The organism is Paenibacillus sp. UNC451MF, assembly GCF_000686845.1.
GTDB lineage: Bacteria > Bacillota > Bacilli > Paenibacillales > NBRC-103111 > Paenibacillus_S.
Window position 1 is genome coordinate 21,869 of sequence record NZ_JMLS01000031.1, and the last position, 15,138, is coordinate 37,006.

Consider the following 15,138-nt stretch of genomic DNA (forward strand, 5'->3'; position numbering starts at 1 on the left):
CGTCTTATTTCAATCCGGAAGTCAGACGGTATATTTTACTTGGCCTTCCGCGCACCGAGTGAAGCTCCTCGCCGCCTATTTCGGCAAGCCCGTATTCAACCAAGCTCCCCATAATCCGCTGAGCATTGCGTATGGTCATGGACAAATGGGATGCCAGGCTTGCTGTTGTGAAGCCATCCCATCCCATTCGCTGAACCAGCGCTTCGATTTTATTGTATGTCTTGGCGCTGATATTCGCTTGAGCCAGCTTCTTCAGCAGCTCCTTGTTATTGGTTCGGTAAGCATACGTTAATTCTTCATCTTCACCGGCGGACTCGACGATGATCCCATTCTCCTGCACGATAACAATGCCCCGATCTTCCTTTTCCTTGGCATGCTGCACTGCTTTGCGTGCATTATTTTCAGCCGAGAAGGCTGTGCTGCCGAAGCCGATGCCTACGGCTACCGGAACGTTGGCCTCCAGGGAAAGATGTCGTACGGTCTCCCTCAGCATCTCCAGCTCCCGTTCTATCGCCCCCCGGGAACTGAATATCTGATACCTCCCATTCCCGTTTTCCAATAAGGAACCGTCGATTTTCTCGCAAAGCAGCAGCAGAGCATGTTTGATCTTAAGCTCCAAATGCTGCAAATGATAGCGCGTGCCCGCTTTCTCAGCGATCTGATCGAACTGGTCGATTTCGATAATTTCCACACCGATTTGGGTGTCTTTAAAATAGGAGCTTTTCGCCTGCTCATGGATCATTTTAATCGCCAATCGAATGTCCTGCTGCGTCATCTCGATACGGTATACGGGCAGATCGTGCCCTTGCAGTGCTTCATACACATAGTTCACGCAGGTTAACGCTCCGTCGATCTTTCCTTCCTTCCATAGCCCAATATGGTATTCTACCAGCTGATCCGGATCAAAATGCTGGTCGAACATTTTAATATAGGTTTGTTCCATCGGGAAGCCTGCTTCTAATAAAGATTCATGCAGATCCAGGTCTTCCGTATTAATCATATCAATAGATACCCTTGTAGAAACCTCATGGCGATGAAGAGACAGCTCCAGTAAACATTTATATAGACTAGCCCCGGTAGGCTTGCAGTAAATGACGTTGGCACCGGCATTCAGAGATTCTTTGGAACGGATATAAGGGATCGGTCCGGAGAAAAACCATCCGTGCACTTCATGTCTATGCTGCTCAATGATGGCCTTGACTTCCTTCGGCTTTTCATATGGAAACGGAATAAATTCAATTTCGTTAGGACTTTCTTTGGATACGTCCAATATTTTCGCTACGGATGGGACAGGGCCTACAACGCCAAATTTATACATAATTGCTCTTGCTCCTTCTTGATTCGTACTAGAAGATGATTCCATTATATCAAGTTCTCCCGATTTCACGAAAATAGAAAAAAAGAGGCTCCGCCTTGATCCAAGGGAACCCTCTTTTCGATTATTTGATGCCGTTAACTTACTGCAACACTCTTCTGGCAATCCGGTTCAACAGCTCGATACCGCGAGGAAGTACTTCCTCCTCAATATCGAACTTAGGATGATGGTGAGGGGCAGGGAGATTCGAACCGATTATCATGTAGGTTCCTTTGCCACCCAGCTCCTGTACTCTGCGGATCATGAAGCTGGCGTCCTCGCTTCCGGCAGAGCTAGGCTCACCGGTTTTAATCGAAGTGAAGCCCTCCACCTTGCGAGCTTCTTCCATTGCCAAAGCAACCAAGTCTTCGTCGCAGACTATCGGAATAGCTGCGCCGATCACATCGATTTGATACTTCAGCTCGTGCATAGCCGCACTGCTGGCAATAATATTGCGAACCCGACGCTCCAGCTCCTCGTTCGTCTCTTCGGATATGGAGCGGGTTTCTATGATCATTTTGGCGTATTCGGGTATGATATTCGCCGCGGTTCCGCTCTGCAGCACCCCGACGTTAATCCTTGTCGACCCTGTGCTGAATCGCGGCAGCGCATGGATGTTCAGAGTAGCGGTAGCTGCTCCAAGCAGCGCATTGCGCCCCTGTTCCGGAGTGGCTCCCGCATGGGAAGCCGTGCCATAGAAATGAGCGGCAAGCTTGGTGCTTGCCAGGAAGCCGTAAGAGCCGCCGTGCATCTCACCTGTAGGCACGTCTGTGCCCAGATGATGACAAAACAAATAGTTCACGTCATCCAGATGCCCTTTTTGCACGATGGAATAAGCTCCGCGAACACCTTCTTCAGCCGGCTGGAATATAAGCTTCACCGTACCGGAGAAATCCCCGTCGGCCAGCTTCTCCGCAAGCCCAAGACCGATGGTCGTATGACCGTCATGGGCACAGGCATGCATATTCCCCTCGTATTTCGAGCGAAAACCGTTTGATTGCGGGTAATGATCAGCCTCTTCGCTTTCCCGAATTGGCAAAGCATCCATATCAAACCGGAAAGCGACGGTCGGTCCGGGAGCGCGTCCTTTTTTTATTCCGATGACAGCGGTGTAGCCGCCTCTCATTCGTGCAGCAATGTCAGGATTCGCTCCATCGCGCAGCGCACGCTCATAAGCCTCTTCAAGCACCGTCTCCGACGGTAGGCCGCGGCGGGACGGACCGTCCAACGCATCTTGTCCATAGATGACTTCATAGCCCCAGGCGGTTAACAACTCTACCACCTTTGATGCAGTGCGGAATTCGGTAAAACCAACCTCTGGATGTTCATGCAAATCACGCCGTACAGCAATGATGTCCAATGTCTCCAACTCCTTCGAATCTTCTTTCTATATTTTACGACAATACAAGACTTTCTACATTTTGGGATATACGCCCGGCCCGATCGGAAGACCAAGGAAGAACCAGATGACGAGCAGCAGCGTCCAAACGATAAAAAACGCGATAGGATAAGGCAATATTAATGAGAAATACGTACCCAGCTTGGCGTCCTTCTTATACTCCTGCAAAAAGCCCAAAAACAAAGCTAGGAACGGCGACATCGGCGCAAAAGGAATCACTGAGGAATCCGCAACCCTAAACACGATTTGAGCAAATGCAGGATGATAGCCAAGCGCCATAAACAGCGGAATAAATACCGGTGCCAGAATCGACCAGATGGCCGAGCCGCTGGCAATAAACATCGTAAGCAATGCGGACAAAAACATCAAGCCGATAACAACCGGAATACCGGTCATGTTCATTTTTTCAAGGAAATCGGTAATCCCGAGAGCAATGAATTTCCCCATGTTGCTCCAGTTAAAAAACGCGACGAATTGCGACAGCGGGAACACCATGACGATAAATCCGGCCATCCCCTTCATCGGGCTTACGAGCAGCTTAGGAATATCATTCTGGCTTTGAATCAGCTTCATTTTGATCCCGTACGTAACCGCTATGGTTAGGAAAAATAAAATGATAATCGGCACAATACCCGACATAAATGGAGACGGAATGACCGTACCTAATTTCGGATCGCGCAGCAATGCTCCCTTAGGAACAACCAGAAGGACCATGACCACTACAAAAATAAGAGCTACAATTCCAGTTGTGCGAAGGGCTTTGTTCTGCTGGTCGGTCAGCTTCTCCAAATGCTTATCCGTACTTCCTTCATACTTGCCCAGCCGGGGTTCAATGAACTTATCTGTAATAAGTGCGGCAACAACCGTTAGTACGATAACCGAAGCCATCATGAAGAACCAGTTATCCGTTACGTTGACCGTAACTCCAGCGATGACTGATTTAGCGATATCCGAGCTGATTCCAGACAAGAGCACATCCGTCGTCACAATGAGAATATTCGCTGTAAACCCGGAACCTACTCCCGCAATTGCTGCGAGAAGCCCTGCAACCGGATGACGTCCTACAGCCATGAAGATGAGCGCACCCAGAGGAGGCATAATGACGAGTGCAGCATCTGAGGACACGTGACTGAAAAAGGCAATGAATACGACAAGATAGCTGGCATATTTGGCGCTGACCCGAGTCGTCATTTTGCGCATTAACGCTTCAAGCAAGCCGACTTTTTCAGCCAAACCGACGCCTATCACCAATGATAAAATCGATGCAAGCGGCGTAAAGGCCGCGAAGTTTTTCGTAACGTTCATGACGATCCATTGAATACCTTCTTTACTTAGAAGGTTCTTCACATAGACGGATTCCTTTTTGATCGGATCAAACGCAGCAACGTGAAAATAAGACAATAGAGCTGTTGCTACCATCAAAATGGCGATCAAATAAATAAACAATACAAATGGGCTAGGGAGCTTGTTTCCTACGCGTTCCACCCATTTAAACAAACCCGACTCGTTTGCGTCAACCACTGGATTTGCAGCCTTTTCCATATTTGTTCCCCCTGATTAAAGTGTGTAGGTCGTATGATGCGGATGCAGGGTGCCCGAACCAAACTTTCCCCAATGATCCTTCCAAGTATCCAATAATGAGACCGTCATTCCCATTTGCTGTTCAGTCATCTCCATGGGATCCCGTCCACGATTTCATTCTGCCGCTCCTTCAAACGTTTGGCCTAACGCAAGAAGAAGCTTGTTGCCACAGCTTTTGAAATCGTTTTCTTAAATGGTTGAGATAACTTCCCTCATGACATCTTCAAATAAAATAGATGCACCAGGAACGAGCGTAACCCATTAATAGATAATATAGCGAAATTTTCGTTTAATTCATTATATATTCGTTTTCGATATATTTCAATATGCATGTTATGTTTATTGTCATATCCGTTATTTGTATCTAAAAGAATAGCAATAAAAGGGCATAGCAAAAAGCCACAGCACATGCTGCAGCTTTCTGTGTTGCGTATAAGGGCGTAATTAACAAGTGCCGGAATAAGGCTCAATATGAACGTGCACATTTTCAATATGATGCTTTTTGTTCATGCGTCGTTCGATTTCATCGCTAATATTGTGACTTTGCTCTACGCTCAACTCGGCGCTCACCTCTACGACGACATCAAGCAGCACGCTGCTTCCATGGACGCGGGCCTTAATGTCCTTAATTCCTTTGACACCAGGGGTATCCCGAACCGTCTGGCGGAATAAGGTTAGTTTCTCTTCATCAAACCCGTCCGTTAGAGCATGGGTAGCTTCATAAAAGATATCCCAGGCTGTTTTACAAATGACAATTCCCACTGCAAAAGCGGCAACTGCATCGAGAACAGGCATGCCCAGGCGTGCTCCGAAAATACCGACGGCAGCACCGATACTGACGAGCGCATCCGACCGATTGTCATAAGCCGCAGCCATCAGCGACTGATTATTGATCTTGCGAGCGAGACGGCTATTGTATAAGTAGACGAACCACATGCATACCGCACAAAACAAAGCAATCCATGCAGCTATCATGTCCGGAGCCTGTCCTTTATCTTCAAAAAAACTCCGGCCTGCCTGGATAAGCACCTGGATGCCGGCTGCGAACATGATGAACGAGGCAACCATGGAGGCGATAGTTTCCGCACGCATATGTCCATACGGATGATCGTGGTCGGGCGGCTTACGCGAAATGCGCAGGCCGATAAGTACGGCAAGCGATACTATGATGTCGGTTGTATTGTTAATACCGTCTGCAGATAAAGCTTCTGAACCCGTCATGTAGCCCATGCTGATTTTAAAGGCGGATAATAAAATGTAAGCAACAATGCTGACCCATGCGCCTCTCTCACCCTGCTTTAGATTATCGTATGTGTCCACGCTTGGCTCTCCTCCAGCTTCATGTTTCGGAACATAACTTTAAGACCGAAACCCATCATAGCAAACGAAACTCGTGTGGGTCTAGAGAAACAGTGTTTTCCGTGCAACGAAAAATAGGGACAGCGCAACTTTGTTTTCCGCGGCAAATCTTTTTCACCCAAGCTAAGTTCACGCGCTGCAAGAAAAACATAAAAAAACAAACAGCAGTCCCCGCGCTTGCGGCAGACCGCTGCTCTATGTCACCAACAATACTGCGCCTACGCAGCAGCGTTTATAAACGCACGCCGGCATCAAAATAATTGTAATCGTCGGAAGCTGGATCAAACACTGGCGCTCCGTTGCCCTCATCCGATTCCCCTGCCCCTACTCCCGGAAAGCTATCGGCGCTTGTCACAGCTGCCTCTTCCAAATCTTCATTGACCAAATGAGCGGGAATCGAAATATAGTCTGCTTCATTATAAGCCAACGCGTAAGTATCGCTTTCCGTTCCGGCTCCTTCCACTTCCTTCAGCCTTCCTCCGTGGGCTTGGGCTATCTCCAACGCTGACGTCAGCTCGCTCCCGTCCACTTCAATGTGCAGGGTAGGCAGCTTCATTTCGCTGTGCACGCCGCTCTGATACCCTAGCTCTTGCAGCGTTTCTCTGGCCAGTTGTGCCGATTGTTCATTGTCAAACTCAAAATAAATAGGTACACCCGTCATGCGTTTCGTTCCTTTCTTGAGAAAGAGATGGTTTGCCTTAGATTCCCCGAGAACGCGCCAAACTATTCCTTTTTATGCAAATAGACATACGCCTGGATCCCGCTGCATAGATTGGTTACAAAACGATTAAGGCATGACCCATCCTTCTATTATGAAAGAGGTGTGTGTAATTTGACCCAGTACAACGATGATGATCGCGGTTACACTACTGCGGACAACTCTGCTTCAGCCGCTGACCCCGCAGATGTCAATCAAAACAAATGGATTGCAGTGGTCGCTTATATTATATTTTTCATTCCACTGCTAGCCGCCAAGCAATCCCGCTTCGCCATGTTCCATGCCAATCAAGGACTCGTACTGCTCCTGCTCAGTATCGCCTGCAATATCGTGCTCGGTTTTATCCCTTTTATCGGGTGGATTCTACTCCCAATTGCTAATCTAGCCACGCTTGTGTTAGCTATAATAGGGATTATTCAGTCGGCAAACGGGCAGCTGAAGCCGCTTCCTGTGATCGGCAATATTTCTATTATTAAAGTTCCGTAACATTGCATAAAATTCTTGGGCTACAGAAACCCTCTCGCCAGTGAGTGGGGAGTGGATTGGGAGCGGGATTTCCGACCGCTGTTGAAGCTCCTGTTCCTTGAATCACTGGTAGGAACACGAGCTTCAAAGGCGGACACTATCGTTTCTCCACCCCATCCAAACTTCCAAACATAAAATCAAAAAAGCCAACTCCATTCTAAAAGCGGAGTCGGCTTCTTTTATTTACGGGGATTAATTTCCCCCTACGGCATATGACTCTTCTAAAGGCAGCACCAAGCATTCGATCAGCTTCCCTTGGCGGAATATGCAGCGGTATTCTCGGCATACCTCAGAATTGAGCATTGGGGGCAAAAAGTGGCGAACATGCACCGCAACCCCTTGGTTGTCCGGGTGAATGACCCATTCTATCGGCTTTAACGACAAAATCCCTTCATCCGTCTCGAGTGGCTTATCGAAAGCGGCGCCTGCCCCATCCGGCATCTCCGCTATATAAACGTACATCCCACTGCTGGGTTTACCGTCGACTTCCCATGTAACGATTCCTCCAAATTGCGCCTCCGGCAATAGGATTCCCGTCTCCTCACGCACTTCCCGAAGCACGCTTGCATAAGGCGATTCCTCTAGTTCCAGCTTACCGCCGACTCCGTTCCAAAGCCCGAGCAGTGGAGACTTATGACGGTTCAGCATCAACAGCTGATCGCCCTTGCGAATAAAGCAAAGATTGTATTTCAGCCTCATATCGCCCGTCCTTTCATATTATTGGCGTCCTCCGAAAGCAAGCTTCCCGGCCAATGAGACTGCCAATGTCCCAGCGAGCGTCTTCTTCTTCTCCCATTCATGCAAAGGCATGGAGATACTGACCGCTCCGCTGATTTCACCACCTGGCTGCTTGATCGGAGCCGCAATGCAGCAAAAGCCCATAACCGCTTCTTGCTCATCGCAGGCGATTCCATCCTCCTTGGCCTGCATCACCTGCCTCTTCAGGTCGTCGCTCGACATCGCTGTAAATGGGGTCAGTTGGGGCAATGCTGTCCCGGGCGGATACAATTGCGTCCACGAATCTTCGTCCAGTCCGCTTAGCATCATCTTGCCAAGCCCGGTTGCATGAGCTGGAAACCGGGATCCCGGTCCGGAAATGACCTGAACCGGTGTCGGAGCCGTTTCCTTCGCCAGATAGACGACGTCCTTGCCCTCGAGCTTGGCCAACTGCACGGATTCGCCAATTTCCCTCATGATTGCAGGAGCCTCGCGTTTGAACAGATCGATCAAATCGAACTGCTGGAAATACGCGCTGCCCAGCCAGCCAAAATAGCCTCCCAAACCGTACGAATCGGCTTCGTCCTTCTCAATCCACCCCAGCTCTTCCATCGTCTGAAGCAGGGAGAACATAGTGCTCTTGCTTATACTTGTCCTTTGGCACAAATCGCTAAGCTTTAGTCTCCCCCGATTCACAGCGATTTCACGCAATACACTGTGAGCCCGTCCCAGTGCGGGGACCCAGTATTTTTTATCCATGTCTCGCATTGCCTCCATCATTCTTATAATTTAATTTAAGAAGTCTTTATTTCAGTTCAAAATACCGAACTTTGTTTTAATATATTTTCCATATTTTATCACCTAAAGATATGAAGGGTCAACGGAACTTTTCCTTATAGACAGCGGTTCTACTGCAACGAATTTACCCAAAAAAGATTGCCTGAGAGTCCCCAAATTTACATATTCTGTTTGTCAATTGACCGTTGTTTTGTTATCATTGACAAAGTACTTAATGATGTGTAATGATAGGGTTAGAAAATACCACTTTACCGCTTGAAAGCTAAAAAGCTTAAAAGTTGCGAAGTAATACGAAGTGGCTAGTAACGCCCGCCGTACGGTTTCTTTGCCGGGCTGACTCCGCCACATAGAGAAAAGGAGCACATTATGATGACAAGAAGTTTGAACCACAAAATTTTGGATTGCACGATTCGTGACGGAGGTCTCGTCAACAATTGGGATTTTAGCGTTAAAATGGTACAAGATATGTATGCAGGCTTAAGTGAAGCCGGCGTGGAATATATGGAAATCGGCTATAAAAACTCCGCCAAATTGCTTAAAGGTGCCGATGCAGGCCCATGGCGCTTTTTGAACGAGGACTTCTTGAAGGAAGTTATCCATACCAAAACGGATACTAAGCTGTCCGCTTTGGTTGATATCGGCCGTGTAGACGAGAACGACATTTTACCTCGTGAGCAAAGCCAACTGGATTTGATCCGCGTAGCCACTTACATCAAGGATGTAGATAAAGCGCTGGAGCTGGTTCGCAAATTCAACAGCTACGGTTATGAGACAAGCATTAACATTATGGCTCTTTCCCATGTTATGGAGAATGAGTTGACTGAAGCGTTCGAAGAAATCAACAAAAGCCCAGTTGACGTTGTCTACATTGTAGACTCCTACGGCAGCATGGATTACAGCGATATTGATTACCTCGTTGCCAAGTTCCAACGTCTGCTTCCTGAGAAGCAATTGGGTCTTCATATGCATAACAACATGCAGCTTGCTTTCTCGAACACGATCATGGGAGCCAGCAAAGGCGTTCAATTCCTGGATTCTTCCGTATTCGGCATGGGTCGTGCGGCAGGTAACTGCCCTACCGAATTGCTCGTAAGCCACTTGAAAAATCCTAGATACGAAGTTCGTCCAGTACTTGACCTGATCGAGAACCATTTGATTCCTATGCGTGAGAAAGTAGAATGGGGCTACATCGTTCCTTACATGATCGCCGGCGTATTGAACGAGCATCCTCGTGCAGCTATGGCACTCCGCGCAAGCAATGAAAAGGACAACTATGTAGAGTTCTATGATAAGCTGACTTCTCCGGAAGCTATGCCTACCAATCACCATTCCGACTAATTTATTAAACTACCCTTCACGGGACGACTGCCTTAAGCAGTCGTCTTATTTTTGTTAACCTGTTCATTGCTTTACATGTTTTTACCATATAATTCATGGTGTTCGGGCCGATTGCTCCCATATTTTGTGGATATGATAAAGCTAGTAACAACAAATTTCCAAGGAGGCATTCAAATGAACAATAAAATATGGCTATCCGCTGCTGTAATGACGCTTATCGTCGGAGGAAGCTTAGGCTTGACACACTCTGCCTCAGCAGATCCTGCTGGAAGCTCGTCCTACGTAGAGACGGAACAAATGATGAATTACGATGAACAAGACGAGGCTGAGCAAACCGAATTACGGAAGCAGGCTAAGATTACTAAAGATCAAAGCGTCAGTATCGCCAAGAAAAAAGTTGCAGGAAAAGTTCAAGAGGTCATGCTGGAAATTGAGGACGGTACGGTTGTTTATAATGTAATTATTGAAGACAAGCATTCTCAAATGATGGAGGTCAAAGTCGACGCCAACACTGGACAAGTCATCGAAGTAGAACAATCCGACAATGATATGGAAACCGTTGAAGATATGGAATAATGCTTTAAAGCCTTCAGCTCGTAAAGATGCGGAAGGCTTTTTTTGTTATAATTTGAGAATCAAACGTCATTATACATTATACTTCCTATCGATCTCCAGCTTACTACTCAGAGCAAAAGAGGTGTTACTTATGCGACAGTCCTTTACCCGCAAAATCCCCAAGCAGCTGCTTAACCCAGCCAGCGGTTATTTAACCGGATACAGCCATACGCTTAATCCTTATGCCGGCTGCGCTTTTTCCTGTTCGTATTGCTATGTGCGTGAAATGCCGGTAGCCAAGTTTCGGTCAGAGCCCTGGGGCACCTGGGTTGATATTAAGGAAGGGGCTGCCGCTCTATTGGCGAAGGAGCTGGTCAAGGCGCGCCGCAAAGGGCCGGTATCCATCTTCATGTCCTCAAGTACAGATCCTTACCAGCCTGTTGAATATCGCGAACAGCTCACCCGCTCCCTGCTCGAAACGATGGTGCAAGAGAAGCCCGACTTCCTGCTCGTCCAGACACGCAGTCCTCTCGTTACGCGGGATGTGGACCTGCTGCTTCAGCTGAAAGAGCGAGTACGCATAAGCATCACAGTCGAGACCGATCTAGAATCGGTACGACGCGCCTTCACTCCTGCAGCTCCGCCCCTGGCGGCAAGACTACAGGCATTAAAGCAGCTTTCAGCAGAAGGACTCGATGTTCAAGCTGCTATCTCCCCTGTTCTGCCCTCCTCTGAGCAGTTCGTAGAACGATTGGCGGAAGTCGTAGATCGCGTATGTATCGATGACTTCTTCATGGGCGACGGCAGCCTAGGCAAGCGAACTGAAAGGCTCGGCATTCGCCGTATATACGAGGAGCTCGATTTGTCCGATTGGTATGACCGCAACGCCTACCAGCGCGTACTGAGCAGTCTAAAGGCCCATTTCCCCGAAAACCGGATCTATGTCAGCCAAGCTGGATTTTTGCCATGATGGTTTAGCTCATACCTCTCTTATACATGCCTAATGAATAAGTACAAAAACGCCTCTGTAAGTTTTGCCACTCAACGGCAGCTTACAGGGGCGTTTCGCTTCAATGATTCACAAGGAGAGCCGCAGCCGGCCCCCGACACCAGGAAGGATTAACCTTTAACGGAACCGACCAAAGCACCTTTAGCGAAATATTTTTGCAGGAATGGATATACGATCAAAATCGGAAGGGTCGAAACAACGATTACAGCCATCTTGATCGTCTGCTCAGGCGGCTTAATGAAGTCGTTACCCGTATCCGCAGCCATACCGCTCGCTGCAATAACGATCTGACGCAGAAGAACCTGAATCGGCCATTTTGACGCATCGTTGATGTACATGATAGCGCTAAAGTAGGAATTCCAGTAGTTTACCGCGTAGAATAGAGAAATCGTGGCCAGTGATGGCAGAGATAAAGGCAGTACGATTTTGAACAAAATACCGAAATCGCCGCAGCCGTCAATCTTCGCTGATTCTTCCAGACCGTCAGGCAAGCCTTGGAAAAAGCTGCGCAAAATGATTAAGTTGAACGCACTGATCGCACTTGGCAAAATCATAGCCAGGTAGCTGTCAACCAGCCCCATGCTTTTAACCACGAGGAAGGAAGGAATCAAACCACCGCTGAATAACATAGTGAACACGATCATGAGGTTAACGGTTTTACGGCCGTCGAGGTCTCTTCTTGTCAAACCGTAAGCCATTAATGACGTTAAGAACATACTGATCAGCGTACCACCCGCGGTAACGCCAATGGATACTGCCAACGCCTTAAAGAGAGTTCCCGTCGATAAAATATATTGATAAGCACTCAATGTGAATTCAGTCGGAAACAAGACGAACGGCTTGCGCGCCATCTCTTCTGCTGTAGTAAACGAGCCCATAACCACGTGAAGGAACGGCAGAAGCATAAGCAGCGATACAATAATAAGGAAAAAAATATTAAAAAAGTCGAATAATCGGCTGGCCATTGTTTTATCTTGAACCATGTTGATGCCTCCTTTGAAGTAAACGGCTTAGTAAATTCCGTCCTCACCGAATTTCTTAGCCAACCAGTTGGAGAACAGTACCAGAATCAGGCCAATGACGGATTTGAACAAGCCGACTGCGGTACTAAAGCTGAATTGTCCTTGCTTCAAGCCGGCAGTATAAACGTAAGTATCAAGAATCTCGGCCACATTTTTATTCATCGAGTTCAGAAGCAGGTAAATATGCTCGAAGCTAGTATCCAGGACGCTTCCCACTTTCAGAATAAGCAGAACGATAACAACGCTACGAATGCTCGGGATCGTAATATGCCAGATTTGACGGAATCGTCCGGCCCCATCCATCCTTGCCGCTTCATACAAGCCCGGGTCAATAGCAGCCATTGCCGCCAAATAAACGATCGTCCCCCAGCCCGCTTCCCTCCAAATTACTTGAAGGACGTAAATCGGATTAAACCACTCCTCACTCATGAGGAAGTTGATCGGCTGTCCGCCGAAATAAGTAATCAGTTCGTTAATAAGTCCGCCATCCATCGTCAGCATAACGAATGAGATGGATACAACGATAACCCATGACAAGAAGTGAGGGATATAAACGATCGTCTGTACGACGCGTTTGAAATATGAGTGAGTGACTTCATTAAGCATAAGCGCCAGTACAATCGGTACCGGAAAATAAAACACGATGTTGACGACAAACACAACCAGTGTATTTTTGAATATGTTCCAAAATTCAGAGTCGGTAAATAGTCTTCTAAAATGCTCTAGGCCGACCCATTCGCTTCCCATTATCCCTTTATAAGGCTGATAGTCCTGGAACGAAATAATCAGTCCGAACATAGGAATGTATTTAAATATTAGAAAATACAGAAATCCAGGCAATATCATCAAGTAAATATAACGGTTGCGAACGACCCGTTTCCAGAGACTGCTTTGAGGCTTGGGAACAATCACTGCGGTAGACTGTGCAGCCGTATTATTCATAAGGTTCATTCCTTTCTATCGTTAGCAATCATGAGATGCGAGAATAAATGAGATAGGTTAAGGCTGCCGATCTGCTCAGCAGCCCTTGCCTTTAATCACCTCTTATGGGACCAGCTTATTTGCCGCCGTTGCTTTTATACTGTTCGTTAAATTCATCGATGATTTTTTGACCGCCGTCATTTTGCCATTTCTTAATTGCCGTTTGGTAAGCAGCTTCATCGATTTTGCCCATTACGAATTGGTAAGTTGCATCTTTAACTTGATCTTGGAGTCTTGCGCCTTTCTCGTTGTATGTTTTGGAATCCAGAGCAACCGTTGGATCCGTAATCATAAATTTAACTGCTGCGTTGGACAAATTGTTCGCTTTCTCTGCAACAGGCAATGTGTAGAAGGAAGGCGTAATATTCGTTGTTTCATACAAAGCCATGTTCAAGTAAGGTCTTACTTCTTTCTCTACAAGCTTGCTGTCGGTCGAAGGCAATACTTTGCCGTCTTTCTTCGTGTAATGCTCGCCTTCCACGCCGAATTTCAACAGGTCAGCAATTTCAGGGGAGTAGAATTTATCCATCACGTTCAGGATGCTTTTCAGATCCTTCTCGGTTTTAACGGAAGATTTAGGGAAGAGAACAACGGTTCCATATCCCGGAAGACCCCAAGTAATAGTTTTACCTGTGTTATCTTTAATTTCATTTACTACATCGAACTTTGCTTCAGGGAAGTTTTTCTCGGTTTTCTCTTGCATCGTTTTGACATCGCCCATAGTTCCGATGTACACTCCCGCTCTGCCTGTATACATCAGGTTTTGCTGGTCCGTTTTACTCGTAACAGGGAAGTCTTGGTTGATCAAGCCCTCTTCACGCAGCTTTTTATAAAATTTCAATGTATCCAAGTAACCTTTGCTCATGAAATCCGGTGTCAGCTTGCCATCTTGAACGCCCCAGCCATTTGGAGTGCCGAAGTACATGGAAACGGTTTTGAACGATCCGTACACCAAATCATTACGGTCGGCCAACGGGATCGTTTTGCCGCCTCCCGCCAGATCGGCTTCTTTAAATTTCTTCAGCATGTTATAAAGATCGTCCACAGTTTGAGGAGCTGGAATACCTAATTTATCCGCCCAGTCCTTCCGATAGATTAAACCGGAGCGAGCTGGTTGTCTTTCTTGATACAGGGAGTAAATTTTGCCCCCAACTTCTGTGTTTTTCAGAACTTTTGGATCCAAATTTTTCAGATTCGGATAATCTTTCAGATAAGCACCGATTTCCCAAAATTGACCGTTCTTGATTGCGTCTCTCATTAGAACAAAGGAAGCCTGGTTTTTGAGATATACCACCTGCGGCAGTGAACCCGTTGCGAAAGCCGCTTGAAATTTCTCATCATATGAACCGTCAGGAACCCATTGAATCTCAAGCTGGGAGTTTGTTTTTTCTTCCAATATTTTTTCGAGCTTATCCGAAGGCACCTCAGTTGTCTGTAAATCAGCCATCATCGTAATTTTCACAGGCTGCTTATTGTCATCATTGGATCCTGCGGCTGCACCGTTTGTTTCCGTACCTTTGCTGCTGCTGCAACCCGCAACGACTGAACCAACTAAAGCGAGTGTACAAATAGCGCTTACCCATTTCAAATCTTTTGAAGACTTTCTCATATTCTCTTCCTCCCCAATTTCATAAATTTTATTTATAAAAGTGCTCTATAAACTGCTTCGCATAGCTGCTTACTCCGTCTGTCGAGTAATAATGTAACCCCTATTACAGATTTCGTACATTATCCCTGACTCACATCTTATAAACCCAGTATTGGCGCGGGTTTGAGCTGATC

14 protein-coding genes are annotated in these 15,138 nt (G+C 47.0%); 4 read left to right on the forward strand and 10 right to left on the reverse strand.

What is annotated here, in order from left to right:
• Positions 1-4: 4 nt before the first annotated feature.
• From BP97_RS0126360 to BP97_RS0126380, 5 genes are all read right to left on the reverse strand, one after another.
• The gene (locus tag BP97_RS0126360) at positions 5-1,318 is read right to left on the reverse strand and encodes a hypothetical protein (protein WP_028551793.1); all 1,314 of its coding nucleotides are present in this window, start codon (positions 1,316-1,318) and stop codon (positions 5-7) included.
• A gap of 139 nt (positions 1,319-1,457) precedes the next feature.
• Entirely contained in the window at positions 1,458-2,714 is a 1,257-nt protein-coding gene (locus BP97_RS0126365) for an amidohydrolase (RefSeq protein WP_028551794.1), read from the reverse strand.
• A 54-nt stretch (positions 2,715-2,768) separates the two neighbouring features.
• A complete protein-coding gene (locus BP97_RS0126370) occupies positions 2,769-4,295 on the reverse strand; it encodes an AbgT family transporter (RefSeq protein WP_051620991.1) in 1,527 nt (508 codons plus the stop codon).
• 483 nt (positions 4,296-4,778) lie between these two features.
• Positions 4,779-5,654: a cation diffusion facilitator family transporter gene (locus BP97_RS0126375; protein WP_028551796.1), complete on the reverse strand. Its 876-nt coding sequence runs from the start codon at positions 5,652-5,654 to the stop codon at positions 4,779-4,781.
• Positions 5,655-5,925: 271 nt separating this feature from the next.
• Positions 5,926-6,354, reverse strand: coding sequence for a hypothetical protein (locus BP97_RS0126380; protein ID WP_028551797.1), 429 nt, complete (start codon positions 6,352-6,354; stop codon positions 5,926-5,928).
• A 171-nt stretch (positions 6,355-6,525) separates the two neighbouring features.
• On the opposite strand from BP97_RS0126380, the gene BP97_RS37530 reads away from it, so the two are divergent.
• Entirely contained in the window at positions 6,526-6,897 is a 372-nt protein-coding gene (locus tag BP97_RS37530) for a DUF4870 domain-containing protein (RefSeq protein WP_051620992.1), read from the forward strand.
• Positions 6,898-7,128: 231 nt separating this feature from the next.
• Here BP97_RS37530 and BP97_RS0126390 read toward each other — a convergent pair whose 3' ends face one another.
• Complete coding sequence (locus tag BP97_RS0126390) at positions 7,129-7,635, reverse strand: NUDIX hydrolase (protein ID WP_028551798.1); 507 nt, start codon at positions 7,633-7,635, stop codon at positions 7,129-7,131.
• Positions 7,636-7,653: 18 nt separating this feature from the next.
• Entirely contained in the window at positions 7,654-8,412 is a 759-nt protein-coding gene (locus tag BP97_RS0126395; protein WP_028551799.1) for an IclR family transcriptional regulator, read from the reverse strand.
• Between the two features lie 408 nt (positions 8,413-8,820).
• Between BP97_RS0126395 and BP97_RS0126400 the strand changes: the two genes are divergently transcribed.
• The 3 genes from BP97_RS0126400 (at position 8,821) to BP97_RS0126410 (ending at position 11,314) form a co-directional block, all read left to right on the forward strand.
• The gene (locus BP97_RS0126400) at positions 8,821-9,789 is read left to right on the forward strand and encodes an aldolase catalytic domain-containing protein (protein ID WP_028551800.1); all 969 of its coding nucleotides are present in this window, start codon (positions 8,821-8,823) and stop codon (positions 9,787-9,789) included.
• A 174-nt stretch (positions 9,790-9,963) separates the two neighbouring features.
• Positions 9,964-10,365, forward strand: a complete 402-nt coding sequence (locus BP97_RS39855) for a PepSY domain-containing protein (protein ID WP_051620993.1) — start codon at positions 9,964-9,966, stop codon at positions 10,363-10,365.
• Between the two features lie 130 nt (positions 10,366-10,495).
• Positions 10,496-11,314: an SPL family radical SAM protein gene (locus BP97_RS0126410; protein ID WP_028551801.1), complete on the forward strand. Its 819-nt coding sequence runs from the start codon at positions 10,496-10,498 to the stop codon at positions 11,312-11,314.
• Positions 11,315-11,463: 149 nt separating this feature from the next.
• Here the strand turns inward: BP97_RS0126410 and BP97_RS0126415 are convergent, their stop codons facing one another.
• The 3 genes from BP97_RS0126415 to BP97_RS0126425 form a co-directional block, all read right to left on the reverse strand.
• Positions 11,464-12,336 (reverse strand): carbohydrate ABC transporter permease, encoded by an 873-nt coding sequence (locus BP97_RS0126415; protein WP_028551802.1) that lies wholly within the window; start codon positions 12,334-12,336, stop codon positions 11,464-11,466.
• 27 nt (positions 12,337-12,363) lie between these two features.
• Complete coding sequence (locus BP97_RS0126420) at positions 12,364-13,317, reverse strand: ABC transporter permease (RefSeq protein WP_028551803.1); 954 nt, start codon at positions 13,315-13,317, stop codon at positions 12,364-12,366.
• A 115-nt stretch (positions 13,318-13,432) separates the two neighbouring features.
• A complete protein-coding gene (locus BP97_RS0126425) occupies positions 13,433-14,965 on the reverse strand; it encodes an extracellular solute-binding protein (protein ID WP_028551804.1) in 1,533 nt (510 codons plus the stop codon).
• Between the last annotated feature and the right edge of the window lie 173 nt (positions 14,966-15,138).